Origin of the sequence: Hymenobacter sublimis (genome assembly GCF_023101345.1) — a bacterium.
In the GTDB taxonomy this organism is placed as follows: Bacteria; Bacteroidota; Bacteroidia; order Cytophagales; family Hymenobacteraceae; genus Hymenobacter; species Hymenobacter sublimis.
On record NZ_CP095849.1, the window covers coordinates 17,780 to 42,667 of the forward strand.

At 64.1% G+C, this 24,888-nt stretch carries 25 protein-coding genes; 12 read left to right on the top strand and 13 right to left on the bottom strand.

What is annotated here, in order from left to right:
• Positions 1-240 precede the first annotated feature (240 nt).
• Together MWH26_RS19435 and MWH26_RS19440 are read left to right on the top strand one after the other, a co-directional pair.
• Positions 241-969: a ParA family protein gene (locus MWH26_RS19435; protein ID WP_165822274.1), complete on the top strand. Its 729-nt coding sequence runs from the start codon at positions 241-243 to the stop codon at positions 967-969.
• Positions 969-1,451, top strand: coding sequence for a hypothetical protein (locus tag MWH26_RS19440; RefSeq protein WP_247977154.1), 483 nt, complete (start codon positions 969-971; stop codon positions 1,449-1,451). The genes MWH26_RS19435 and MWH26_RS19440 overlap by 1 nt, the downstream gene beginning before the upstream one ends.
• A gap of 32 nt (positions 1,452-1,483) precedes the next feature.
• On the opposite strand, the gene MWH26_RS19445 is transcribed toward MWH26_RS19440, so the two are convergent.
• The 8 genes from MWH26_RS19445 to MWH26_RS19480 form a co-directional block, all read right to left on the bottom strand.
• Complete coding sequence (locus MWH26_RS19445; RefSeq protein ID WP_247977155.1) at positions 1,484-2,953, bottom strand: Fic family protein; 1,470 nt, start codon at positions 2,951-2,953, stop codon at positions 1,484-1,486.
• Between the two features lie 187 nt (positions 2,954-3,140).
• On the bottom strand, positions 3,141-3,866 hold the full coding sequence (locus MWH26_RS19450; RefSeq protein WP_247977156.1) for a DUF6088 family protein: 726 nt from the start codon (positions 3,864-3,866) through the stop codon (positions 3,141-3,143).
• Positions 3,867-3,939: 73 nt separating this feature from the next.
• A complete protein-coding gene (locus tag MWH26_RS19455; RefSeq protein WP_133257224.1) occupies positions 3,940-4,233 on the bottom strand; it encodes a hypothetical protein in 294 nt (97 codons plus the stop codon).
• Positions 4,234-4,343: 110 nt separating this feature from the next.
• Positions 4,344-5,639 (bottom strand): ArdC family protein, encoded by a 1,296-nt coding sequence (locus tag MWH26_RS19460; protein ID WP_247977157.1) that lies wholly within the window; start codon positions 5,637-5,639, stop codon positions 4,344-4,346.
• 237 nt (positions 5,640-5,876) lie between these two features.
• Complete coding sequence (locus MWH26_RS19465; RefSeq protein WP_111480587.1) at positions 5,877-6,092, bottom strand: hypothetical protein; 216 nt, start codon at positions 6,090-6,092, stop codon at positions 5,877-5,879.
• A 415-nt stretch (positions 6,093-6,507) separates the two neighbouring features.
• Positions 6,508-8,787 (bottom strand): toprim domain-containing protein, encoded by a 2,280-nt coding sequence (locus tag MWH26_RS19470; RefSeq protein ID WP_247977158.1) that lies wholly within the window; start codon positions 8,785-8,787, stop codon positions 6,508-6,510.
• A gap of 100 nt (positions 8,788-8,887) precedes the next feature.
• Positions 8,888-9,283 carry a hypothetical protein gene (locus MWH26_RS19475; protein ID WP_247977159.1) on the bottom strand — a complete coding sequence of 132 codons (396 nt, stop codon included), beginning with the start codon at positions 9,281-9,283 and terminating at the stop codon, positions 8,888-8,890.
• A 45-nt stretch (positions 9,284-9,328) separates the two neighbouring features.
• Entirely contained in the window at positions 9,329-9,745 is a 417-nt protein-coding gene (locus MWH26_RS19480) for a hypothetical protein (protein ID WP_111480590.1), read from the bottom strand.
• A gap of 217 nt (positions 9,746-9,962) precedes the next feature.
• Here MWH26_RS19480 and MWH26_RS19485 point away from each other — a divergent pair, with 217 nt between their 5' ends.
• The 10 genes from MWH26_RS19485 (at position 9,963) to MWH26_RS19530 (ending at position 19,807) form a co-directional block, all read left to right on the top strand.
• On the top strand, positions 9,963-10,460 hold the full coding sequence (locus MWH26_RS19485) for a hypothetical protein (RefSeq protein WP_247977160.1): 498 nt from the start codon (positions 9,963-9,965) through the stop codon (positions 10,458-10,460).
• Positions 10,461-10,515: 55 nt separating this feature from the next.
• A complete protein-coding gene (locus tag MWH26_RS19490; protein ID WP_247977161.1) occupies positions 10,516-10,935 on the top strand; it encodes a hypothetical protein in 420 nt (139 codons plus the stop codon).
• 12 nt (positions 10,936-10,947) lie between these two features.
• The gene (locus tag MWH26_RS19495; protein ID WP_111480593.1) at positions 10,948-11,295 is read left to right on the top strand and encodes a hypothetical protein; all 348 of its coding nucleotides are present in this window, start codon (positions 10,948-10,950) and stop codon (positions 11,293-11,295) included.
• Entirely contained in the window at positions 11,276-13,942 is a 2,667-nt protein-coding gene (locus MWH26_RS19500; RefSeq protein ID WP_247977162.1) for a VirB4 family type IV secretion system protein, read from the top strand. Before MWH26_RS19495 ends, MWH26_RS19500 begins: the two co-directional genes overlap by 20 nt.
• On the top strand, positions 13,939-15,042 hold the full coding sequence (locus MWH26_RS19505; RefSeq protein WP_247977163.1) for a hypothetical protein: 1,104 nt from the start codon (positions 13,939-13,941) through the stop codon (positions 15,040-15,042). Before MWH26_RS19500 ends, MWH26_RS19505 begins: the two co-directional genes overlap by 4 nt.
• A gap of 12 nt (positions 15,043-15,054) precedes the next feature.
• Positions 15,055-15,732 (top strand): hypothetical protein, encoded by a 678-nt coding sequence (locus tag MWH26_RS19510; protein WP_247977164.1) that lies wholly within the window; start codon positions 15,055-15,057, stop codon positions 15,730-15,732.
• Between the two features lie 70 nt (positions 15,733-15,802).
• Positions 15,803-16,543 (top strand): VirB8 family type IV secretion system protein, encoded by a 741-nt coding sequence (locus MWH26_RS19515; protein ID WP_247977165.1) that lies wholly within the window; start codon positions 15,803-15,805, stop codon positions 16,541-16,543.
• Positions 16,544-16,563: 20 nt separating this feature from the next.
• Positions 16,564-17,487 (top strand): DUF4138 domain-containing protein, encoded by a 924-nt coding sequence (locus MWH26_RS19520; RefSeq protein ID WP_247977166.1) that lies wholly within the window; start codon positions 16,564-16,566, stop codon positions 17,485-17,487.
• A gap of 12 nt (positions 17,488-17,499) precedes the next feature.
• A complete protein-coding gene (gene traM, locus MWH26_RS19525; protein ID WP_247977167.1) occupies positions 17,500-18,906 on the top strand; it encodes a conjugative transposon protein TraM in 1,407 nt (468 codons plus the stop codon).
• 22 nt (positions 18,907-18,928) lie between these two features.
• Positions 18,929-19,807: a hypothetical protein gene (locus MWH26_RS19530; RefSeq protein ID WP_247977168.1), complete on the top strand. Its 879-nt coding sequence runs from the start codon at positions 18,929-18,931 to the stop codon at positions 19,805-19,807.
• A gap of 61 nt (positions 19,808-19,868) precedes the next feature.
• On the opposite strand, the gene MWH26_RS19535 is transcribed toward MWH26_RS19530, so the two are convergent.
• From MWH26_RS19535 to MWH26_RS19555, 5 genes are all read right to left on the bottom strand, one after another.
• Positions 19,869-20,594: a DUF6122 family protein gene (locus tag MWH26_RS19535; RefSeq protein ID WP_247977169.1), complete on the bottom strand. Its 726-nt coding sequence runs from the start codon at positions 20,592-20,594 to the stop codon at positions 19,869-19,871.
• Between the two features lie 199 nt (positions 20,595-20,793).
• Positions 20,794-21,405, bottom strand: a complete 612-nt coding sequence (locus MWH26_RS19540) for a DUF305 domain-containing protein (RefSeq protein ID WP_247977170.1) — start codon at positions 21,403-21,405, stop codon at positions 20,794-20,796.
• Between the two features lie 99 nt (positions 21,406-21,504).
• Positions 21,505-22,128 (bottom strand): helix-turn-helix domain-containing protein, encoded by a 624-nt coding sequence (locus MWH26_RS19545; protein WP_190786147.1) that lies wholly within the window; start codon positions 22,126-22,128, stop codon positions 21,505-21,507.
• A gap of 9 nt (positions 22,129-22,137) precedes the next feature.
• A complete protein-coding gene (locus MWH26_RS19550) occupies positions 22,138-22,515 on the bottom strand; it encodes a cupredoxin domain-containing protein (protein ID WP_111480601.1) in 378 nt (125 codons plus the stop codon).
• 3 nt (positions 22,516-22,518) lie between these two features.
• The gene (locus MWH26_RS19555) at positions 22,519-24,792 is read right to left on the bottom strand and encodes a heavy metal translocating P-type ATPase (protein ID WP_190786146.1); all 2,274 of its coding nucleotides are present in this window, start codon (positions 24,790-24,792) and stop codon (positions 22,519-22,521) included.
• Positions 24,793-24,888 lie beyond the last annotated feature (96 nt).

Sequence of the window (24,888 nt, forward strand, 5' to 3'; positions counted from 1 at the left end):
ATAAGTTTCTTGAGAGCTTTTGTTAAATGTTTACTGAGAAAATTGTAAATAATATTTCTCAGAAAATCAGAAACAAGTAATCTTGAAAACAAAATGGCTTGTTTACAAGTAAGTTTGAAAGCTTATTTTCTAGGAAATAAAAAAACAAGTTTCCGAGTAGCTTTGAAAATTGAGAAACAAGCTGCTTTATTTGCAAGCTGCTTGCGCCCGTCGTGGCTTTACCCGTTAGTTCCCTGCTTTATGAAAATCATCTGCGTTGCCAACCAGAAGGGCGGCATTGGTAAGAGTACCCTCATCACCGTGCTGGCCGGTGCCCTCTCGGCCGACTATGGCTACCGCGTGCTCGTGGTCGATGCCGACTCCCAGCAAACCCTGGCCGGGGTGCGCCTCACCAACGACCAGCCCAGCGTGGACCTGGAGCGCGAAGCCGGCACGCTCGCCGAGCCGGCCTTTCCCTACGCGCTGGAATCGGTCGGTATGGGCCAAGTGTACGACCGGCTCGACGAAGTCAGCGACGACTACGACGTGGTGTTCATTGACGTGCCCGGCCGCTCGGACGATACGGCCATGATTGACGTGCTCAGCGGCGCCAACGTGGTGCTCGTGCCCGTGGGGGCCTCCGATGCCGAGCGCCTGGCCACGATTTCCTTTATGCAGCTGCTGCAGGAGATTTCCCGGCTTTCGCGGGAGCAGGGGCTGGACTTCCAGTTCTTCGGCGTGCACTCGCACCGCACCAACCTGAAAGAGGAAAAGGACATGGACGAGTTCACCGACGCGCTGGGCCTGCCGCGCCTGCAGGCTTCGCTGCGCCAGCTCGGCTGCTACAAGCGTCTCTCGACCCGCTACAGCTACCTCAACCCGGCCTACCGGCGGGCGGTGGGGGCCGATGCCTCCGTGGAAGCCGAAGTGCGCGCCCTGTGCGATGAGCTGATTGCCCGCGCCCAACTCACCTCTGAACTCATATCGTAATGGCCAAGATTCAACGCCTGAAAATCTCCACGGACGAAAAGATGTCCATGCTGCGCGGGCAGCCCGGCCACATGCCGGCCGCCCCAACTGCGCCTGAGCCCGCGGCCGCCGCCCCGGTGCCCGTAGCGGCCCCGGAACCAGCAACGGTAGTTGCTCCGCCAGTAGCAGCCGCTCCAGAAGCTGCTGCAGCACCGGTGTTAGCGCCTGCGCCACCCGCCAGACCGCAGCCGGCCGCGGTAGCCGCTGCGCCCAAGAAGGGGAGGGGCCGGCCCCCGAAAGTGCAAGCCACCGCTCCCGTAGAAGGCAGTTCCTCGGGGCTGCAGCCATCTCTGATTCGCTTGGAAGGAGAAACCCAGCGGGCGGCCCTGGCTTACATCCACGAGGAGCTGATGCACCACAGCCGGCGGGTGTATTTGAAAGAGCTGGTTGACGAAGCGGTTAACTACTACCTTCAGCACGGCCCGCCTGCAAAAAACAGGTAGGGGAGGGGAGGAGCGAACCGGCAACCGGCCCGCTACCAGCGCAGCTGCGAGCTCACTTCGGTGAAAGCTTCCTGGGCTTCGAGCTGCTGCTTTACCTCTTCGTAGGTGCTTACCCGTAAGTCGGCCACAAACTGCTGGGCGCCGCTTAGCATGCGGATGTACAGGCTCGGGTCCGATTGCCGGCTCAGGCGGCGCAGCGCATCCAGGTAGGCCTCCCGGGCCCGGGTAGTGACGATAATCCGGCACTGGCCGGCGCTAACCAGCTCGGCGTTCATCATCAGGCGGGCCAGGCGGCCGTTGCCGTCGTCGAAGGGGTGCACCTCGCTGATTAAAAACATCATGAACATAGCCCGGGCCAGCGGGTCCGTCAGGCCCTGGTATAGGGCAAAACCTTCGTGCAGAGTGCCGCGCACCAGCTCGGGCTCCACGAAGTTGGTCAGGCCGGCCTGGTTGGCGTATTCTTTCCACTGGCCGGGCCGCTTGTCGGGCCGCGCCCGCATCAGCTGGCCGTGGCGCCGCTGCAGCAGGGCCAGCAGCTCTTCCGCCGAGCGGGGCACGACGCGCATCTCGGCCGGGTTGCTGCAGAGTTGATACGTGCTCAGCACATCGTGCGAATCAGCGTGCCGTCCGCCCACCGCCTGGCCCGTTTCCACCATCCGGTGCGCCTCGTCGACCTGGAAGACCGTGCCCTCGATGAAATTGGAGAAGTATGCCTCGAAGAACGCCACCGTGTAATACGCCGGGGCCACGGGGGCCGGGTCCACGCGCTCCGGCAGGGCCGTGGTGCGCAGCGCCCCCGCGAGCGTGGTAAACAAGGCCACCCGGCCGGCATCAAAGGGCAGTCCCAGGGCCCGGGCCCGCGCCACCGGCGAGGAAAGCACCTTAATCGAGTGGGTGGTGAGCAGCGCGCCCACAATGCGCTGCAGCGCGGCCAGCTCATCGGGCCAGTTCAGGGCCGTGGCCACGTCGCGGGCCTGGTCGCGCAGGGCATTTAGGCCCGCTTCCCCCCGCACGCGCAGCACCATCTCCAGCCGCTCTTCCACGGTCTCGATGGGCAGGGCCTTGCTGACGCCCCCCTTGCGGACGCGGGCCGGCTGCAGGTTTTCCAGCAGCCCCCGGGCCTCCGATGCGAAAAGGATGTCGCCTCCCCCAAAGGGAGCATCGCCGGGCTGGGGCCCGGGCCCTTCGAGCAGGTGCACCGTCAGGCCGGGCAACTCAACGTTGCGCGTGTATTTGTACGTCAGAAACAAGTGCCCATCGCCCGTGGGCTGGCCTTCGAGCTGGGAGCGGTGGCTGATAATGGCCCCTGGGAAAAGATGCTGGATAATGGGCAGCCAGTTCTTGCGCACTAACACGGCCGGGGGCGTTGTCAAATCCGGCGAGTAGATACGCGGCGCTACTTCGCGTAGCTCCTCCCGCTGGCGCGCCTGCCGAATCCGGCGGTTTAGCGCCGGGTCGGACGTGCCAAACACCAGCAACGGCCACTGTACATTTTTTTCCATTAAGAGGCCGCCGCAGGCTGGCGGTGTTAATTATTTACTGTTAAAGCGACAATTTCGACTTTTATTTTCGATTAATGAATAGTTGGCACGATAAATTCACGAGCACTCATGTAATTGGTCAAGCTTGCGTACACGCAGTGCCCTGCATGCATCAGTCCTTTCTATGCTCTTGGAAACCGGCCAGGATTTAGTGGATGTTCCATGCGGCGCGGTTAGGCAGGGCGGCAGCGCTGAGGCCGAGCCGGTAGGTGGTCAGGGGGTTGAGCGTAGCCCGCAGCCGAGCGGCGCTTTTCGGGTCGGCCTGCTGCTCCAGCACGGCCCCCAGCACGGCGCGGGCACGGGGCGGGGCTTGGCCAAGGGCCAGTTCCACGAGGCGGCTGCGCCGGGCAGGGGAGAGGCCTTTGATAAAGCGCTGCACCCGGGAGAGCACCTCATCGGGCCGGGCATCGGGAATGCGGCGCAAATCGCGCAGCACCTCCAGCCACTGGAGCAGCGGCACGTCGCTGGCGCGCTCCGGCGCCGGGCGCAGCACAAACCCCACGCGCGGGGACCTGGTGCGCCGCGGCTTGGGAGTGGTAACCTGGAGCTGAGCGGGCACCTGGGTGGTTAGGCCCAGTTGGTTGTAGAGCGCGACGCCGGTGGGATAGGCTGCCACTTTGCCTGCTGGGGCCGTCAGCGTGCGCATCACGGCGCCCTCAGAAGGCTTTAGCGTGCCAAAGCGTCCCGTTTGCGGCCGGTAGTACTGCCCTTTGGCGTAGCGGGCCAGCAGTCCTTCCCGGCTCAGCCGGCTCAGGGCCGCGGCGACGGCACCGAACTGCGCCGGCTCTGTCACCAGGTCGGCATAGGTCAGCAGCTCGCCCGGCGGGTAAGCCAGCACCTGCTGGCGGACGCGCTGCATAATGGACTCGGACATGGGTAACGCGGGAAGTGGCGGGGCAGAAGTACGAAACGATGTCAAGTTTTTACATGTAAAAACTTGACATCGTTTAACCGGCCGGTGTTCCTTTCGAGGGTGGCTGAGTGGCTCCTTGCACTTCGGCCAGCACCACGGCGATAATGTCGTGCACGGGCTCGTCGAGCAGGTCGGCCACGCGCAGCAGCTCGGCAATGGTGAGGGTAGAGGGGTCAGCCTCGCGCTGCTTAATGGTGCGGTAGGTCATGCGCAGGTGCTCCATCAGCTCGCGCTCGGTGAAGGTGAAGCGGCCGTGGCGCAGCAAGTCGGTAAAGCGGCGCGGCGCCCTGGTGGCGTCATCGGGGGACAGTGGGGGAGGGGAAGGCATAGGCAGCAAGAGAGTAAAGCAGTAAGTCGGGGGCTGCGGGACGATACCCCACCGCCCCCGGCCCCGCCCGGAACCGGACGAGGCGACAAGGTCAAGGTCAAGGTCAAGCGCTACTCCGGCACCTGCTCGAAGGCAGCGAAGTGCGGGTTCTGCTTCGCCTCCTCGGCCAAGGTGCGTTCCTCCCACTCCGTTATCTGCCGCATGATGTTGGTCAACCAGCGGCCCAGGCGGGCGGGGTCGGTTTCGGCCAGAATCCGGCCCGTGGCCGTGCGGCGCTGCTCCTCGGTAAAAGCGGGATGTTCCAGCAGGCGGGTCAGCTCAATGCGCTGCGTGGCAACGACGACCGTGGTCAGCGAAGGCAGGGTTTCCTGCCCCAATACCACCGGCGGCAGCGTGGGCAGCGCCGGGCGGGGCGACAAGGCGCCAGCCTCCACCCGGGGCGCTGGCTGCGCTTCCTCGCTGGCCACGACCTCCGCCGCGGCGGCGGGAGGCGTGCGCTGGGGGTCGGGCTCGGTTTCGTCGGGGGTTGCGTTGCCGAGAATCAGCTCGGCGGCCCGCTGGGCGCGGCTGGCGGCCTGCACCACCAGCTTCTTATCCCCGCGCAGCTGCTCCAGCCAAAACTGCAGGTAAGCCGCAGTATTTTCCAGCGTCGCGCTGGGGTCCAGCCCCGCGTGACCACACAGAAAGGCGGCACCCATCTCGGCCGTTAGCTCCTCGCGGGCGTAGCTAGCGCGGCCGCTCGGGCGCAGGGCTTCGGCCAGGTCGGGGCGGTCCAGGCGGCTGGGGTGGCCGGTGGCGTGGGTCAGCTCGTGAAACAGGGTCGAATAGTAGGCTTCGCCGCTAACGAAGGTTTCCGGACGGGGTACGCTCACGAAGTCGGGACCGGGGGCGTAGTAGGCCTGGGCGCCGCCGTGCTCGATGCGGGGGCAACTCGCCCAGTTGGCGACCAGGGCTTCGGCCGCGGCCAGGGGCTCGTGGGCGCGGTCCCGGGGCTGCTCGGGCAGGACGATGTCCACGCCTTCCACGTCATCGATGGAAAAGACGGTGTAGTACTTGATAAAGGGCGTTTTCTCTTCCTCACCGGTTTGCTTGTCGGTGCGGGTCGTGACATTGTAGTAAATCACGGGCATGCCTTTGGCGCCCTTGCGGATGTTGCCGCCCAGATCCCGGGCCTGCCGGAAGGTGAGAAAGAACGGCGTGCCGCCCACCAGGTGCAGCAGAAAGGCGTTGATGCCGGTATAGGCCCGCCCGCTGACGTAATTGCGGGGCAGCCCGTAGGCGGCATGCCAGGGCTTGCGCCAGGCAATCTGACCGGATTCGAGAGCGGCAATGACGCGGTCCGTCACAATCTGGTACACGTCGGGGCGGGTAGTTTTTTCGGCGGTGGGGCGGGCTTGCTTTTTCATCGCTAAGTAAGGTCTAAGTGACTGTTTCTAAAACCGTTTCCTTACTTATTAAACGCAAAACAAGGGCTTATTGTTGCTTTTATGACAACAATTTTCCATTTATTTGCAGTCGCCAAACCATTTTTTCCCCACTGCCCCTGTCCCTGGATTTAGGCTGCTGTTCCGCTGTTAGAATGAAAAACAGAAGTGCCCGACAGGAACGGGCTGTCGGGCACTTCTGCTTGTTGGAGACCCGACTTATTCGGACCTACCGAGTTCCTGCTTCAGGCATTTGAGCAGGCTCTCCCGGGAGGCTTCGCCAATCTGTAACTGGCCTACCCCATCGTAGAGGTAGAAAAACACGGGGTCGGCTTTGCTGACTGCCAGCAGCCAGGATTCATCGGGCAGGTGGGGCGGCAGCTGCAGCAAGGGCGTGTACGTGTCGCGAATGAGTTCTAAAAGTATCCCCTTCATGTCGGGGCAAAAACCAGAAAAATGCCGGTGGCCGGTAAATAGCATAGCGGGGTAATGGCGTGGAAAAGAATGCAACGAGGGTTCCGGGACGGCCGCAAAAGCGGCGTCCGGGAAATGACAGCCCGACCCGTCGGCTACAGGCAAGCCGCGGGCAACCGCAGCAGCTGCGGGGGGGTGTTTACCAGAAGGTTGGATTAGCTTCGATGCGGACCCACGAACAGGGCCGGGCGCTCGGAAATCGGCAGCGGCCGTCGAGCAGCGGGTGCCAGGGTCCGGCTTGCTCGCGGCAGCACGGACGGCGCATAAAAAGATGTAAACCCTGTATTCGTCTGCATGGGGAGCAGCTTGCTATGCCCGCAAAACTAAAGAATCAGACCATATTTTCGGGGAATTTCCTAGGCTAGCCGACTACCTGCTACCGCTCGGGCCCGGCAGCGCGCTCGGTTAGGGCATTGGCCCCTATGCCGCTAGGCGCCAGACGGTGGCGCTCGGCCCGGTCGCCGGAATGTTCGTGCAGCTGTACGCCGGGCTGGCGGGCCACGTCGTCGAGGGCCGCACTGGCCCGGGCCAGGTTGGGCTGGTCGAGCCGGTAGCTGACTTCAATCTCGCTGTGGCGCTGGTGCGTGGTCGGGTCGGTGGCCGAGCGCAGCGAGCCGGTGTTCAGGCCGCCTTCGCGCAGCTGCTCGGCCACAGCTTCGGCCCGGCCGGGTGCGCCGGCTCGGGGCTCGGGCTCGTCAATGCGGACGATGGCTGTTTTGGTAACTGACTGCCCCGGGGGCAGGGCGGCCAGCTGGCGGCGCTCGGCCTGCTCGGCGGCATCTTCCCGCAGCGTCACCAGCGGGGACTTGTCGAGTGCATCCAGCGTCTGGCTGAGCTGACGCAGGCCGCCGGGGGTGGCGTGGGGCTGGTAGCGCACGTCGAGCTCGCTGCGCAGCTGGCCACTGGTGGGGTCTGCTTCCGCCCGCAGCTCCACCTGGGCACCGGCTTTGCGCAGCAGCTCGCGCATCTGCTGGGCCTGGCTGGGGGTAGCCTCGTCCGCCGGGGTAGGTTCAGTCACCGTAAGCTGGACCGCGCGCTGCAACGCCGGGTCGCCGCCGGCCGCGGCTACGGCCATCGTTGCGGCCTGGCGCTGCTGCTCAGCCTCGCGGCGCTGGGCTTCCGGGGAGCTGGCCTCCTGCTCCCGCCCGGCTTCGCGCTGCTGCGCCTGCTGGCGCTGCTCCTGTTGCTGCCGGGCGCGTTCCTGGCGCTGCTGCTCCTTGGCCAGCTCGTCGGCGCGGGCCTGTTGGGCGGCCTGCTCGCGGTTGAGGCCTTGGCTGAGCAGCTCCAGGTCGCGGTTGAAATCCTTGCTGATGGCGTACTCGGTGCGAATGAAGTTCTCGGGCTGGCGGCCGGGCTCGTGGGGCAGCCGCTCCAGCTGCCCGCGCTGCGTTTCCCGCTGGGCGTGGAGTGTGCGGGCCAGCTCTTCGAGGGCGTGGCTGTCGGCATTGGGAACCACCAGCCGCACCACAGTCTGCTGCCGGGTGGCCCGCTGCACCTCCAGCGCCACGGCTTCATCCGCCGAAGGCCGCAATTGCTGCACCTGGGCGGTGAGTTGGGTCAGGTGTTCGGTGCCCTCGGCGCGGGTGGCGTGGTGAAACTCCACGCGCAGGGCCGTGTGGTACTTGCCGGCGGCCGTGGCGTGCCACTCCACCGGGCGGGGCGCCTCGTCATAAGCGACCTGACCGTCGGCTACTTCGCGGGCCCGCCGCGGGGCCTGCAGCTCGTTGAGGTAATTGATGTTGAAGCGCCGGCCGGCGGCGTCATTGTCGTTGGCCAGCACCACTTCCTTGGGCTCCTGCTTGTCGATAAGCTTTTGAATCAGCTCCACCTGCCGCTCGGTGACGGTGCCGCTGGTAGCCACGTAGAGCGTGTTGGGCTGCCCTTCGGCGCCGCGGTGGTGCAGCTGGTGGTAGCTCATGGCATCCACCGGGCTCTCCGACACGACCAGGCGCTGCACCGGGGTATCCTTGCCTTCGGTGGGGTGCGACACCCACACCCCGGTCTTGGGCAGCTGCAGCAGGTGCTTGTAGTCGTCGTTGCGCTGCTCCACGGTGGCAATGCCGTGCTCGTTGTACAGGGGAAAGGCTGTGTTACGGAAGTTTCCCTGCTGGCTGGTGAATACCCGTCCCTGAAAAGCCGGGCTGTCAATGGTTTCATCCGAGAGGTGGCGGTGGTGCAGGTAGCTGCGGTCCGTCAGGGCAGCATGGGTGCCCATCACGGCGGCGACGAGCCGGGCCCGGCGTTCGGCCTCGGTTTCCACCTCCGCCGGCTCGCCGGGCCTGGGCGCGTAGGCTGCCGGGGTGGGCGGTGGGGGAGAAGTGGCCGCCTGCATTCCCTGCTCGGGCTCGCCCAGGTATTGCCGCAGGGTCTGGCGCACCTGGCCCAGCGTCTGATTTTCGCGGGTTTTTACGAAGTCGATGATGGAGCCCGAATCCCGGTCGTCGCCGGGGTTCAGGTACACCTGGTGGTCGCCTTTGCGGGAAACGATGAGCATCTCGCCGTCCTTTTCGAGCTGGTGCCAGTGGCCACGGGGGCCGGCTTTTTTCACGTCGTAGCCGTGGCGCCGGGTGGCGTAGTCTACCAGGTCAATGGATTGCTTGAAGCGGTTGAGCTCCTGGGGGTCGTTTTCGCGCGGAGTAGGAGAGGCTGCGGGCATAAGAGTGATAGAAAAGGGTACAGAAACGGGTACAGACGAGCCGCACCGCCGGCATCCGGGGTGGGGAGTACATCCTGAAGGCAGTAGGGAAGAAGAGGCGCTAGCTCACCAGCTGCTCGTGGGCGGCCAGCTGCTCGCGCAGGGTGGCCAGCAAGGCAGCGTCGGAAAAGAGGTAGTGCTCGCAGAGCTGCCCACCTACCGGCAGGCGCACCAGCTCCGTCTCAAAGCCGAACACCCGCAGGTGTTTCTGTACGAGGCGGTATTCCTCGCGCTGCAGGCTGCCCGTTTTCAGGCCCACGCTGGTCGTGTAGGGAAAGCCGAAGGCGTTGCAGGTGGCGCGCAGGCCCCCGTGGGGCAGGCTGCGCAGGCGCAGCTGCACGTAGCGACGGGCCTCGTCGTAGGGGATGGCCAGGGCCGGGTCGGGCAGCAGGCGGGCCAGGCAGGCCGCCACAGGCGCGGGTTTCGCCTTGGGGCGGGAAGCAACGGTAGCAGGCATAGCAAAAAGGGCAACGTGGGAGCGAAAAGGCTCCGGGCCTTTCCGCTAGTTAGGAGGTGAAGGTGGAGACGCCGGGGCGTCGAATGGTGGGTTGTCGAACAGGTTGAGCTCGGCCTTGAACCGGGTCAGGCTCTCGGGCGAGGTGAACAGGAAAAAGTGGCGGCGCGACTGGTGCACGATGATGCGCAGCAGTTCGGTGGGAAACTGGAAGTGGGCCATCAGGCGCTGCAGCAGCACGGCCTGGGTTTCCTCCTCCAGCTTCTTGATTTCAATCAGCCGGGCGTAGTTGAACTTGTGCTGCTGGGCCCAGGGCTTGAGCTGCCCGTGCAGCAGCGTGTTGAGGCGGTGGCGGATATAGCGCAGAACAGTGGCATAGGAAACAATGAGCGCGGGGTCGGGAAACCCCGCGTTGACCGGCTCGATGGGAGGGGCAGCCGGGGGAGTGGGTACAGAGGTGGTCATGCAGCAGCAATAAGGGGCGTGCAAGGTAACAAACCAGCCGGCCGCGTGCACTACCCGATTGCTGTCGGTACATGGCTACGCCGGGCTTACCATCTAGTGACCCCAAAGCTTCGGCATAGCTGCTTCAAAACTTCTGCAAAACCAGAACTTATACGGAAGTGCTCCGTATAGTTGCCGCAATTGCTCATAAAAAACTTCGGCCTTTCGCTTGAAATCGATGCTGTGGTTGCTGCTTTTGCTGCTGATGGCGGCGCTGGGGGTACTCTGGTGGCGCTTCGCTATGCCGGCCAGTGCCGGGGCCGCCGTGGTTCCGCCGCCCCTGAAAGGCAACCATCCCTCGCTGCGCACCCGGCACTACCGGCTGGCCGACTTCCACCCGGCGCCCCTGGTGGTGCCAGAGGTGGCGCCTAGTACCAATGAGGAAGTGACGCCACCAGAGCCCGCTGAAACCCTGCTTCCGACGGCCGAAGTGGCGGCAGAAGCGGCGCCCACGCCAGCGGCTGTACCGGACGATAGCGAAGCCATACCCGCCCCTGCCGAGGCCGGCCGCTTACCGGAGGGCGCCCTGCACAACTACCTCTCGGCACCGGCGCCCACGGCCACGGACGAGCACAACCGCGGCGTGGAGCTCACCGCCGCCCAGCGCCGCGCCAAGATGCGCGAGCTGATGAGCACGGCCCTGGAAAACCGGCGCACCGCCCCGGCTACTGCATAAGGCCCTCAACCCTGCTTTTCACCTTTTCCCATTCCTTCCACCTATTTCCTTTTCCATGCAAACTCCCTTGCTCACGCGCCTGCACCAGGGCGCTGCCCAGGTAGCTGCCGGAGGCCTGCGCCTGCTGGCAGCCGGCCACACCTATCAACCTTCCCGTGCGGAACGATTCGCCATGGCCCTGCTGCTGGCCACTTCCCCGGCCCTGGTATTCGGGCAGGCCGGCGCCGGCGGACGCGCCGTGGGCGCCCTGCGCAGCGTGCAAACCATTGTCATCAGCATCGTGCAGGTGCTCTTCATCATCGTGCTGGCCATCGGCCTGGTGCGCGTCGTGCAGAAGTTTATCAGCGGCGCCCCCGACGCGCTCGGGGCCCTGGGCTGGCTCATGGGCGGTGTCATCCTCTGGTTTGGCTTCAACTACTTCAAGGAAGACCTGGCCAGCGCCATGGGCGGCGGTGAAGGCGGGGTTACGCCCTAAGCAAGCCGGCCCATGCGTTCCTACAAAAGCATCGAGCGCCCCGCCCAGGTGCTGGGCATGAACCTGCCGGACCTGGGGCTGGTGGTGGGCCTGTTTCTGGCCGCCGTGCTGGCCATCGGCGTCGCGGGCCTGGTGGTTACCGTGCCACGCTTTCTCTACCTGCTGATTCTGGTCGTGCTAGTGGTGCTGCTCTACGCCCTGCGCTACCTGGCCAAGCACCGGCCCCCGGGCTTTCTGCTCAGCTGGCTTTCCTTCCACCGGCGGCAGCCGCGCCGCATCGCCCTGGGCCGCGCCCGGTCCGGGCCTTCGGCGAGCGGCCCCGCCGCTATTCCCACCCCGCATGAACATGTTTCCCACTAAGGCCGCTGACCGCACCGCGGCCCGCACCGCTGATTTTGCGGACCTGCACCCGGCCTACGCCTTCCAGGACGACAAGGTCATCTATCGGGATGGCCGCGTGGGCGTCGGCTTCGTGCTCGAATGCCCCGAAATGGAGAGCTGGCAGGCCGAAGAGTTTGCCAACTTACAGTCGGCCCTGCTCGGCGCGCTGCGCACCCTGCCCGTGGGCACGGTGGTGCAAAAAACTGACATCTACTACGACCGTCCCTTTCAGAATACCGGCGGCGACGCCCGTCCCGGCTACTTTGAGGGCAAGATGAATGCCCACTTCGCCGAGCGGCTGGTGCTCTTCCACCGGGCGTACCTGTTCATCTCCTTCGCCCCCTCGGACGAAGCCAAGCCCGTAAGGCCGAATGCCCTGAGCGCCCTGGTGAACCGCGCCGGCGAGAAGCTGGCCAAGAACCCGTTTGCCGGCGTCGTGCAAACCCTGGACACAGCCGAGCGCATCGCCACCGAGCTGCTGCAAAGCCTGCGCGGCCTCGGGGGCCTGGACTACCGCCGACTCAATCAAGCCCAGTTGCCGCAGGTCTTCACCCAGTACTTCAACCTGGAGTTCGACCAGCAGCCCGCCGGGCTGACCCGCGAAATCAGCAACGTGCCGGGCGCCTTCACCGTGGGCGAAAACCGCGTGAGCATCGTCTCGCTGGTGGGGCAGGGGAGTGAGGCCCACCCCGCCGTCCGCAACGGCTACGGGGTCACCTCGCCCATGCTCTACCCGCTGACGGCGTTTCTCTCCTGCCCGCACGTGCTCACGCAGGCGCTGCTGATTCAGGACTCCCGCGCCGAGCTAAAAAGCCTCGACAACGACAAGAAAATTAACAACTCGCTTTCCTTCCTGGCCACGCAGGACAACCACCTGCGGGCGGCCGAGATTGACGAGTTCACCGCCGAGGTCCGCTCGGGCAGCAAGCAGGTCGTGGGCCTGCACCTGTCGGTGCTGCTCTGGGACGTGGACGACCAGGCCCGGCGCGAGCACGTGGAAAAGACCACGGCGGCCTTCCGGTCCATCTTCGGCGCCGAAGCCGTAGTGGAAAGCTACCTGACCTTGCCGCTGTTCTTTGGCCTAGCCCCCGGCAATGCCTACCAGGTGCCCGACCGCTGGCTGACCACCTCGGCCGACCGCGCGGCCTGCTATTTCCACTGGACCACGACGTACCGGCCCGAGCCCACGGGCGAGTACCTGTGTGACCGGTTCCGCAACCTGGTCAAGGTAAACCTGTTCAACACCGACCTCGACAACCAGAACGCCCTGGTCATCGGCCCCTCGGGCTCGGGAAAGAGCTACACCTTCGGCAACTTCATCGTGCAGCGCTACGAGCGCGGCGCCCGCCAGATTATCATCGACATCGGGGGCACCTACCGCAACGTGTTCCAGAGCCTGACGGGGCCGGACTTCGAGAACACCTACTTCGAGTACGACCCGCAAAACCCGATTGAGTTCAACCCCTTCCTGCTCCCACGCGAAGGGGAAAACGGCCCCTGGCACTACTCCGACGAGAAGCTTAACTTCCACCTGGCCCTGCTGGCCGCCCTCTGGAAGGGCGGCAAGGACCGGGCCCTAAGCAAGAGTGAGCGCACCATTCTTTCGCGCTTTCTCACCGGCTACTACCACGATTTGAACCAGCACGAGCGGCTGGGCCAGTCGGACGAGGAGTTTCCGGGAATGGAAAGCTTTTATAAGTACGTGCAGCGCTTCGACCAGTGGATGCGGGCCGAAACGCCCGCGCCAGGGGAGGGCGACGCCACGGATGAAAGCATCGCGGTGCTGGCTCTGCAGCGGGCCCAGTACCAGACCGACATGAAGTACATCGACATGCACGAGTTCTTCCTCGTGCTGGGCGAGTTCGTGTCGGGCGGGCGCTACGCCAAAGTGCTCAACTCCACCCGCGAGGCCCAGCTGAGCCAGTACCCGCTTATCTGCTTTGACCTGGCCCGGGTAAAAACGGACCCCACGCTCTACCCGGTGGTGGCCATGCTCATCACCGAGCTGAGCCTGGACCTTTTCCGGCAATTTCCCGATGCCGTGAAGTACATCGCCCTCGACGAGGCCTGGGCGCTGCTCTCGGGCGTGCTCGAGGAGTTCATCGTCTCGATGTACCGCACCATCCGCAAAACCAACGGCTCCATCACCATCATCACCCAGGGCATTCAGGAAATCATCGACTCGCCCATCGGCTACACGCTGATTGATAACTCCAGCACCAAAATCATCCTGCGCCACTCCAACGAGGCATCCTTAAACCGCCTGCAGGCGCCGCTAGGTCTCACCGGGCACGAGATGGATTTGATTCGCTCGGTGCGCTCCACCGACTCGTTCCGGGAGTTCTTCATCAAGCAGGGCGCCCAGGCCAAGGTGTATGCGCTGGAAGCTTCGCCCCAGCTCGACGCCGTGCTCACCTCGCGGCCCGCCGAGCGCAACTACCTCAACCAGCTTGTGCGCCACTACCAGCGCCAGCGGCCGGTGGAAGTGCGCGACGCGCTGGGCAACCTGGTGCGCGACGCCGACGGGCGGCCCACCTACACCACCGTCACCGAGCAGCGGCTGGACTTCGCCGTCGACCAGTTCGTGGAAGAAAAGCGCAAGCGCAAGGGGGCGCTGTCGGCATGAGCGGGCCGCTATTTCTGCTGGTCGGCATGGACCTGGACACCGACTTTATCACGGCCGCCGACGGGGCCCTGCGCAAGGTGCTGCAGGCCTGCCAGCTCTACCTGATTCCGCCTTTCCTATCGGTAGCCCTGCTCTACACCGTGGGCCGCGGCTACCTGCAGGGTGGGCAGCTGCGCATGGATTTCTCGCCCCTGCTCAAGGCCTTGTTCGTGTACTTCATCCTGTTCTTTTACCGGGACTTCATGGACTTGATTGGCGGGGCCATCGGGGCGTTTTCAAGCCTGGTAGCTCCAGACGAGCCGGGCTTCATCGCTCAGTCCTTGCGAAGCCTGACAAACCCGGCCGGCTCGCCGGCAATTCAACCAGACCAGGCTACTAATACCGCGGGGTTTGTGAACGAGCAGATAAGCAACATCTCCTCCACCTTCGATAAGCTCACCCGGTTCTCGCTTATCAACCTGCTCACCGAGCTATTTACCACCAGTACCGTGGCGCTGATTCGGCAGCTACTGGTCATGATTCGCCAGTACATCGTCGCCTTTTTGTACGTGGGCGGCCCGATTGCTATCTGCCTCTCGGCTTTGCCACCCTTCGCACAGCTCGGTAAGCAGTGGCTGCAGAGTTTCATGGCCGTGCAGTTCTGGTCCCTGACCTACTCGCTGCTGGACACCATCTACGCGAACTACGCGGCCACCCGCCCGGGCACTGGTAATGTGCTCATGCCCACGGGCCTGACGCCAAGTGCTTACGCCGATGATTTAACCTACCTGATTAACTCTATCGGCTTCGTCATCCTCTACTGCATGGTGCCCTGGCTGACGAGCTTCCTTATCGGCTCCTCAGCGGTGCAGGGCTTCGTGGGCATGTTCACCGGGGCCGTAGCCGGGGCTGCTGGGGCAGTTAGCGGGGTGGTGTTCCCCGGCGCCTACGGCGGAGGGGCAAGCGGCGCGCTAGGTCGCAAAATGGGCTTCGGACCAGACAAATCGGGCGGAGGCAGTTCCGGTGGGTCCTCGGCCAGCGCTTCAGCGCCATCCGCCTCGTCAGAGTTGCCCACTATGTCCTCAGCCGATTCGGGCGCGCCAACGCGCCGTCGGCGCTAACCCTTATTTCCAATGAAATACCTTCTCATCAGCATGCTGAGCTCCTCGGCGTTTCTTACAGCTTGCAAAAACGACAATGAAGCCGCGGCCGACGCTCTACAGCAAGTAGCCCAAGCAGCGGCTAAATCACCGGAAGCGAAAGCGCGGCAGGCAGCCTGGAAGCTTGCCACAACGCGCCCACCAGCGCTACCTGTTGGCTCACCCGCTAATCTTCGTCCAGCAGTCGAGCAGCTACTACCTAAAGAGGGCTACCTGAAGCTGATATCAGTCAAGCAAACCGGAGCCGCACAACCCGGAATTATGGCGCTGCCGGTCCTGTGGCGGCATGTAAAAGCTGATTACCCGACCGTAGCCCCTGGCTACCGCCTGCCTTTCGAGGCAGTGTTGGAATGGCGACCAACGGGCTATGCCAAGGGAGAAAAGGTACCCGCCGCCCTTGCCTTACGCACCCCTGCAGCCCCTGATACGCTGGGCACTTTCGCCCTCTTGGAGCCTGGAGCTACCATTCCCGGGCAATCACAGCAGACCCCAACGCTTGTGAAGCCCGGCCAGGAAGTGACTGTTCGGGGAGTCCTGTACGCTTATGCGACCACCCCAAACACTGGCCAGCAGCCAAGCCTAATCCTTTATCCCTACCAAAACCCATTGGGGCCGCCTGACTCGCGCAAAATGGTCTACCTGCCCCTCTAAGCATGGGCAGTGGGGCAAAAAGTCCCGGGTGACTCAGCCCCTTTCAACCTCCACCTTCTTCGACTTACCCATGAACTCAGTCCAAGACCTGAACAAGACGTTTATCACCATGCGCACGATGGCACTGTCCGCCCTGGCCCTGCTAGGCGTGGTAACAGTAGCCTCCGGTGCGCTGCTTTACCGCGCCTACGAATCAACCGGCCAACGCGTGTACGTGGTCAGTGACACCGGCTCCTTCTCGGCCCAGATAGGCCGCAGCGCGGGGCACACGCCTTTCGAGGCCCGCAACCTGGTGAAGACCTTTCTGCTGACCATGTTCGGCCACGACCAGTACTCCTTCAAGCACAACCTCGATGCGGGCCTGCCCCTGATTGAAGAGCGCGGCGGCCGCTTTCTATTCGAGAGCTTCCAGCGCGGGCAGGTGCTGCAGAACTACATCCGCTACGGCGCCCGCCAGGCCGTGACCGTGGATAGCATCCACCTGGACATGAACCACCGGCCCATCACCGGCCGCGCTTACATCAAGCAAACGGTGTTCATCGGCGACCAGCAAAGCCAGAGCAAGCCCCTGGGGGCCAAGTTCGCCCTCGTCGAAACCGACCGCTCGGATGCCAACCCCTTCGGGCTGCTCATCACCGACTTCGACTTCATCGCCTACAACCCGCCCGTCTCGCAGGAAGAAAAAGACCAGCTGCGTGACCAGGAGCAGGCCCGGCAGCGCAAGCTGCGCGAAGAAGCCGAAGCCGCCGGCGTGCCCCTGCCGCAACCCGCCCCAACGACGCCTGCCCCCGCAGCTCAACCTGCCCAGTAAGCTACCTCTATCTCCTTCTTATGCGTTTCCCCTTCTCCTTTGCTTCCTGCGCGCTGCTGGCGCTGTTACCCGGCCTGTCGCACGCGCAGACCCTTGCTTCGACTGCCACCCGTCCTGCCGGCGTGCAAACCCCGCATCCGGCTAACGTAGCGCCGAAAATGCAGCTGGAAATCGCCGTTTCCGACTCCTCCACAACCTACCTGGTCTTTCCGGGGCCAGTGTCTCTGGTCGATGTCGGCCAAGCCCCACACTACCTGGTCAAGATTGAAAGCAACGCCGTGTTCGTGCGGGCCAGGCGCCGCAACCCGCCGCCCACACCCATCCTGGTGCGCTACGGCTCGCGCTACTGGATGGGTCACCTGGTGTACACCCACCGGCCGGTGCTGCAGCTCTACGACTTTCAGGAGGGCGGCGCCCTCGGCGTGAGCGCCGGCGGCAAGGCCCGCAACGGCGCCGGGGTAGATGACGCGCTGGCCCTGGACCAGGGCCACGAAAAGCGGGAGCTGGCTGAGGCGCGCTTGGCCAAGCTGGCCACCGCCAAGCACGCCGATACCAGCGGGCTGCGCACGGCCGATAACGACCTGGTGCTTTCGCTGGCCAACGTGCGCAACGACAAAGACTTCACCTACCTGCGTCTAAAGCTGCGCAATACGACTACCATCGACTATGCCGTGGATTTCACCGACTTCGAGCTGGTGGAGAACTCGCGCAAGAAGTTTTTGGGCAAGAAGAAGAACGAGGCCCGGCGGCCCCTGGCGCCCGCCGGCGGGGCCGAAAGCCAAACCATCCCGGCCCGGGCCACGGGCTACCTGCTCTACGCCGTGCCGCTGTATGCGGCCACCGACCGGGGCCACCTTGAAATCACTCTGCGCGAGAAGTTCGGGGCCCGGGTGCTGGTGCTCAAAGTCCCCAGCAAAGTCATCAACACGGCTGCTGCCATTTAATCCTTTCCTCTCATGTCCGAGCACAACATGCAGCCGGTGTATCCTGCCGGCGACAACTCTACTTCTGAATCGCAGCCGGGGCCCGGTCCTGCTTCTGCTCCCACTACCCCCGCTACGCTTCGCCCCTCGGTAGGGGAGCTGGCCCGCCGGCACTGGCTGCCCCTACTCGTGGGCATCGGCCTGCTGACGGCGGTGACGCTTTTTTTCTACGCCCGCTCCCTTTCCCAGGAAGTAGCGCAGCAGGCCAGCCCTGTGGCGGCTACCTCTCAAAATTTGGAGCCCACGATTGCGCCCGCCACGCCCGAAGCGGCCCCGGCGCCCACGGACGTGCTGGAACAAAAGCAGGCGGCCGCACGACAGGCCGGCGTGCAGACTCTGGGCACGGTTCCCTCCCCGGACCAATTGGCCGGCGGCATGGCGGTCGATACGGTGGGGCAAGCCGCTTTGCGCCGCCGCACGGCCTTGGCCGCCGCGGAGCGTCAGGCCCGGGCTGCAGCCAACCGGGCGGCGCTACCGCCCCCTGATTCCACGGAAGTAACGGCGGTGGATGCGCAGACCGGCGCCTACCGGGCCGTACGCATCCCGGTGGTGCAGGCCAGCTACCGGGGTAACAGTGTCAGTGCCGACCCGCGTCGGCGTTTGCGGGCTGCGGCCCGGCCCCGCACGGCGCCCGACGGGGTGCCCTACGAGCAAAACGACGACGTGCTGGACATGCTCGACGCAGCCCCTGCCGCCTCCCGCGCCTCGTACGAGCAGATGACCGGGCGCCGCTATTTCGACCGGCGGGCTGCCCTCCGGGCCAGCGGGGCGTCTGGTGCCGCGGCAAACAACGCTTCGGGCTACGATGCCTTTGGCACTATTAAAGCCGGCTATTTCCGGTATGCCCCCGATAATCAGGCGCAGCTGCTGCCGGACATTTTCTACAAGGCCGTTATCAACGGGGAACAGAAGATTCGGACTGGTTCCGTCGTGCTGCTGCGCCTTGTCGAGGATGCCGTTATCAGCGGGCAGACCTTTCCTAAGAACCTGGTATTTGCCGGCGTGGCCAGCGTCGAGACCAACCACGTGGCCATCCGCATCTCCCGGCTGGGCCCTACCCGGGTAACCGCCGACATCTACGACTACCATTACCTGCCGGGGTTGATGATTGACCCGCAGAAGCGCCAGCCGCTGCCCGCGGCTGACAATCCCCTCAACGATGCCCGCTCCATCGGTGCCCAGGAAGTGGGCATGGCCATTGACCGCTCGGCCTCGGCGGCTAATTCGGTAGTGGGCGTGGGGGGCCGGGTGGCGGCCGCGATGGTGGGCCGGGCATCGACACCCCGCCAGAAGCTGCGCGACGTGCGTCTGCCCGATGGCTACCCCGTGCTCATCACCACGGGCGCGACGGATGCCGGCGCGCCGACGGCCAGCAATTAAACCTTACTTTAGCTCTTCAGCCATGAAAAAGGGACTGTTTGTTGTGGTCCTGGCCGTTCTGGCCGGCACCACTTCCTACTTCGCTTCGGCTCAGATGGTCGTCAACGACCCGCCGCACATGGGCATCCACATCGGCCAGTTTGCCAAGCAGCTCAAGCAATGGGTCGAGACCGTCAAGAACTACCAGGTCATCAAGGACGCCCGGCAGATTGCCGGTGTCACTCGCGACATCACGGGTCAGGTAAAGCAGTTAACTTCCGAGGGGCTGGAGCTGCAGCGGCAGATTCAGGCCGACCTGCGCAAAGTAGCATCGGTGAAGGATTTGCGCTACGCCAACCCCTTGGAGCTGTTCGGCCGGGCCATGGCCATGAACACCAGCTCGCAGCCCGACTACATGCCGCCGGTGAACAAGGCCCGGCGCCTGCGCCAGGCGCTGCAGGGCCGCACGGAGCAGGACGTGGAAACGGTATACCAGGCCTTCTCCGGGCTGGATATCGGCCGCAACGGGGCCCAGTCCTTTACCTACCGTGACTATAAGAACATGCGGGAAGAAGCCTTCGCTTCGGCATACGCCTACGAGGAGGTACTCAAGAAAAAGAACGTCGAAACGGCCTTCAACTACCAGAAGATTGCCGACGAGATGACTGCCCAAAGCGTGGAGCTCATGGCCACGTTGAAGAACCCGGGCCGCTATTCCATGACCGAGGCCGAGCGCCTGCGCGCCATGGGGCAGGCCAACGACAACATGGTAAAAGCCCTGCAGCTGCGCCAGGAAGCTGACCGGCTGATTCACGAAGCGGGCAAGCCCGGGCCGGCACGACAGGCGGTGGAAGGCGCTTACCGGGACCAGCTGCTGCAGAATCAGCTGTTAAAAAGCATTAGTCGCTCGGGAAGGTTCTAGCGACAATTCTGAATCGGGCCACTTAGGCAACAGCCCGCTCAATCTCCCGTCTCGTCCCAGCTTACTCGACCACCTCAAGGCCCAGCAGCTTCCGCACCCCGTTGTACAAGCGACGAATACGGGAGTTCCGGTAGCAGTCCTGGCAGTGGCTGAAGTTCCACAAGCAGTCCACCGTATCCGTGAACATGTGGAAAAGCAAGCCGACAGCGACAATTTGCGTTGCCGGCCACAGGAGCAGCAGCGCATACACCGGTATGATATGAAAGGAGTGCAGCGGATGGTACCCCACGCTGCAGCGCAACGGGTCGAAGATGGGTTTTGCCAGCAGGCGGTCCAGGTCAATGGCCATTGTGGCCAACATAACCAGGTAAGCGGTCTGCCACACCAAGGGAAAAAACACCAGCGCCAACACGAGCGGAAAAACAAAGTGCAGGCCATAATGGACCAGCGTTTGGGCGCTAAAGAGCTTGGGGGAGGCAAACTGGCCGGGCCCGGGCGGGGCCATCGGCCGGATGGCGCTGCTTGCGGTATCTGTGGGCGTTGCTTTAGCCTGCCTGCTGCCCGGCCCGACTGCCGGTTCCTTCTTCTCCTTGGCCACGCGGTCCTGCGTGCCGGAGGACGTAGCGCGTTCTTCCGCCTTTACCCGCCCCTGCTGGGTAGTGGGCTGCTCCCGGGCAGGGGTGACTGCCGCTGTATCTCCGCGCTGGGCCTGTGGCGGGTGGTGGTACCCGGGGGCGGCCGAAAACTTAGGGACGACAGCCGATGACCGGCAACCGGCTAAGACCACACCGGTTGCTAAGACGAGAATAAGGTGGAAAGCAGGTAGTGCGAGCATGGGGGTTGTTAGGGCCACGTAGCGGGCGACGGTGGCCACCTCGGCCGGTAGCGGACTCAGGCCGCCGGATAGTGCTCTTGGCCACCCACCGTACCCCAAAAGCAAAAAGGCAGCTCCGCGAGAGCTGCCTTTTTTGTGGCTAATCCAAGACCTAGCGGTTGCGCGTGAGCCAGTTCTGCAGGACACCAATCTCCTGGCGCTGGTCGGCGATGATGGCCTGCGCCAGCTGGCGCATCGTGGCGTTGCGGCCGTGCTGGAGCAACGCCTCCGAGTTGTCGATGGCCGCCTGGTGGTGGTCAATCATCATCTGGGCGTAGTCCACGTCGGTGCGCATGGTCATGGTGCGCGCGTTGCTCGCGGCCATCATGCGGTCCATGTTGGTTTTCTGAATTTGGTTGAACTGCGGTACCAGCGGCTGCGTGGGCTGGTGGCTGCTCAGGAACGAGTTGAACTGCGTGATTTCGGCGCGTTGCTTGGTGATGACGTCCTGGGCGATGGTTTTCATTTCCTGGTTGCTGCCCGCGCGAAGTTCTTCCTCGCTCATCTTGATGGCCGCGTCGTGGTGCAGCACCATCTGGGCGGCAAAGTCGTGGTCGGGGTCCTGGGTCTTGGCCTGCGCGTCCATCTGCGTCATCATGTCCATCATGATTTTCATCAGCGGAGTGTCATGCTTCATGTCGTCCATGTCGTGGTCTTTGCAGGCCGAAAACAAGGAAACCAGCACTAGCAGAGACAAAATAGGCAAACGGAATAAGCGGTTCATGCGCACGGTCGATGGGGTCTGATGGTAAGCAATATAAACGCCCTGGCTACCCGCCCGGTTTTTACACCGTTGGCCTTTTTGCTTGCATAATTTCCGAGGCTACAGCAGCGAGTCCAGGCTGCGCCGGGCATGGCTGGCGGGTCCGAGCCGTTGAAATTCCGAGGGCGTCAGGCCCGTCACCTGCCCAAACTGCCGCGAGAGGTGGGCCGGGGAGCTGTAGCCCAGCTGTCCCGCCACCTGGGCAATGGTCAGCTCGCCATAGCCAATGAGCTCCTTGGCGCGCTCCACCTTTTGGCGGATGATGAACTTCTCAATGGTCAGGCCTTCCTCGGAGGAGAACAGGTGCGACAGGTAATGGTAGTCGCGCCCCAGGTGCTGAACCAGGTAATCCGAGTAGGTGAGCAGGCGGGGGCCCGGCTCGGGATAATGAATGAGCGTCACCAGCAGGGTCTTAATCTGCTCCACGAGTTGGGCCCGCGGGTCTTCGAGCAGGGCAAAGCCCGCCGCCAGCAGGCTGGCGCGCACGGGCTCCAGGTCCGGCGCCTGGCCATCGGCAGTCGTCACGTCGGCCTCGCCCAGCACGACGCGCTGCACCTGCAGGCCCAGGGCCGTCAGGTCTTCCGTCACCACCCGGATGCACTGGGGGCAGACCATGTTCTTAATCAGCAGCCGGTGGGTGCCGGGGGCGGGCAGCGTGAAGCCGGAGCGGAGTTGGGAGTTCATGAGCGGCATCTATTTTACGACCAGGCTACCGCGCAGCATGCCCATGCCGCAGGTAAACGTAAAGGTACCGGCCTGCTGGGGCAGCAGCTCCACCAGCGTCGTTTTGAAAGCCGGCAGGTCGCGGCGGATGCTGAAGTCGGGCATGAGCAGCTCCTCCGAGCAGGAGTTTTCCTCGTCGCGGTAGAAGCTCAGCTGCACGGGCTTTCCGCGTTCCACTTCAATCACGTCGGGCGAGTAGCCGCCCTTGACTGTGATGTCCACTTCCTGCACGCCGCTGGAGGTAGAAACGGCCGCAGCCGTCTGGCGGGCGGAAAAGAAGAAGTACCAGATGACAAAAGCCGACAGTGCCAGGCCCGTCAGCGTCACGATGATTTCGGTGGTATCCATGGCTTAGTTCTTAGCGGGGGAGAAGCTGCGCAGGCGCAGCGAGTTGGTGAGCACCGACACCGAGCTCAGGGCCATGGCCCCGGCCGCGAGCATGGGCGAGAGCAAAATGCCGAAGAAGGGGTAGAGCAGCCCCGCCGCCACCGGAATGCCCAGCGTGTTGTAGATGAAGGCGAAAAACAGGTTCTGCTTAATAGTGCGGATGGTCTGGCGCGAGAGCTCAATGGCCGTGACCACGCCCTGCAAATCCGAGCGCATGAGCGTGATGCCGGCCGCCTCCATGGCCACGTCGGTGCCGCCGCCCATGGCCAAACCGATGTCGGCCTGGGCCAGGGCCGGCGCGTCGTTGATGCCGTCGCCCACCATGGCCACGATGCGCCCTTCGGCCTGCAGCTCTTTGACTTTACCGGCCTTGCCACTGGGCAGCACCTCGGCGAAGTAGCGCGTGATGCCTACCTGCGCGGCTACCTGGGCCGCCGTCTGGGGGTTGTCGCCCGTCATCATCACCACCTCGATGCCCATGGCCTGCAGGCGCTTGATGGCCGCAGCCGACGTGTCGCGCACGGTGTCGGCCACCCCGATGAGGCCCACGGCCTGCTGGTTAACGGCGACGTAGAGCACCGTTTTGGCCTGGCCCAGCAGCTCGTCAGCTTGCCGGCGCACGGCAGGCGAGAGGCTGATGCCGGCCTCGTCGAGCAGGCGGAAGTTGCCGATGAGCACGGCCTGCCCGTTGACGGACGCCTGCGCGCCTTTGCCCTCGATGGCCTGAAAACCGGTGGCCGGAATGGCCGGGGCCTGCTGGGCATCGGCGTAGCGCACCACGGCTTCGGCCAGCGGGTGCTCGCTCTGCCGCTCCACGGCGGCCACTACCTGCAGCAGCTGGCCCGCGTTCTGCCCCTCGGCGGGCACAAAGTCCGTCACGGCCGGTTCGCCACGCGTGATGGTGCCGGTTTTGTCGAGCAGCACGGTGTTTACCTGGTGGGCTTTTTCCAGGGCCTCGGCGTTGCGAATGAGCACGCCGTGCTCGGCGCCCTTGCCGGTGCTGACCATGATGGCCGTGGGCGTGGCCAGCCCCAGCGCGCAGGGACAGGCAATGATGAGCACGGCCACGAAGTTGACCAAGGCCAGCGGAAGGCGGGCTTCCACCGGGGCCAGGTCAAACCAGAGCACGAAGGTGAGGATGGCAATGACCACCACCGTGGGCACGAAAATGGCGCTGACCTTATCCGCCAGCCGCTGGATGGGCGCCCGGCTGCCCTGGGCGTCTTCCACCAGCTTCACAATCTGCGAGAGCATGGTGTCGGCCCCCACCTTGGTCACCCGGAAGCGGAACGAGCCCGTTTTGTTGAGCGTGGCGCCGAATACCGGGTCGCCGGTCTTCTTTTCCACCGGCAGGCTTTCGCCCGTGAGCATGGCCTCGTCCACGGCCGAGCGGCCTTCTTCAATAACGCCGTCGGTAGCTACCTTCTCGCCGGGGCGCACCACGACGAGGTCGCCCAGCTGCACCTGCTCGATGGGCACGTCCACCTCCTGGCCGTCGGGCCGCACCACCCGGGCCGTTTTGGCCTGCAAGCCCATCAGCGCCTTGATAGCGGCCGACGTTTGCGTCTTGGCCCGCAGCTCCAGCACTTTGCCCAGCAGAATCAGGGCAATGATGGTGGCCGTGGTGTCGTAGTACACTTCGGGCATCAGGCCCCGGCGCATAAACCAGCCCGGCACTACCGTAGCTGCGAGGCTATACAGAAAAGCCGCGCCCGTGCCCACGGCAATGAGCGTATCCATGTTGGCGGCGCGGTGCTTGAAGCCGTTCCAGGCCGAGGTGAAGAATTCGCGCCCGCTGTAGAACAGCACCGGCAGGGTCAGCACCAACAGCCCATAGTTCAGCCACTGCATGTTGACGCGGGCCATCATGGCGGGCCAGAGCATGAGCATGCTCAGGGGCATGATGACGATGGCCAGCACCGTGGCTACCCAGAAGCGGCGCTTGAGCTTGACGTAGGCGAGGGCCTTTTGCTGGTCAATTTCCGCCTGCCGGTCGGCGGCGCTGGTGTCTGGCGCGCGCTCGGTTACGCCGTAGCCGGCCTTGACTACGGCCTCTTTTAAGGTGGCCGGGGTGGCCTGGGCGGGCAGGTATTCAATCGTCGCTTTTTCGGTAGCGAAGTTGACCATGGCCCGCTGCACCCCGGGCGTGCGGGTCAGGGACTTCTCAACGAAGGACGCGCACGAGGCGCAGGTCATGCCTTCGATGTCGAGGGTTTCGGTCTTGGTCGTTGGTTCCATAGAAATAAGCAGCCGTAGTGCTGCATTGGGCCGGGAAACCCAAGGCTCCCTAGGCTAGAATGTACAGTACAAAGGAACGGCGCCCCTGCGGCGGGG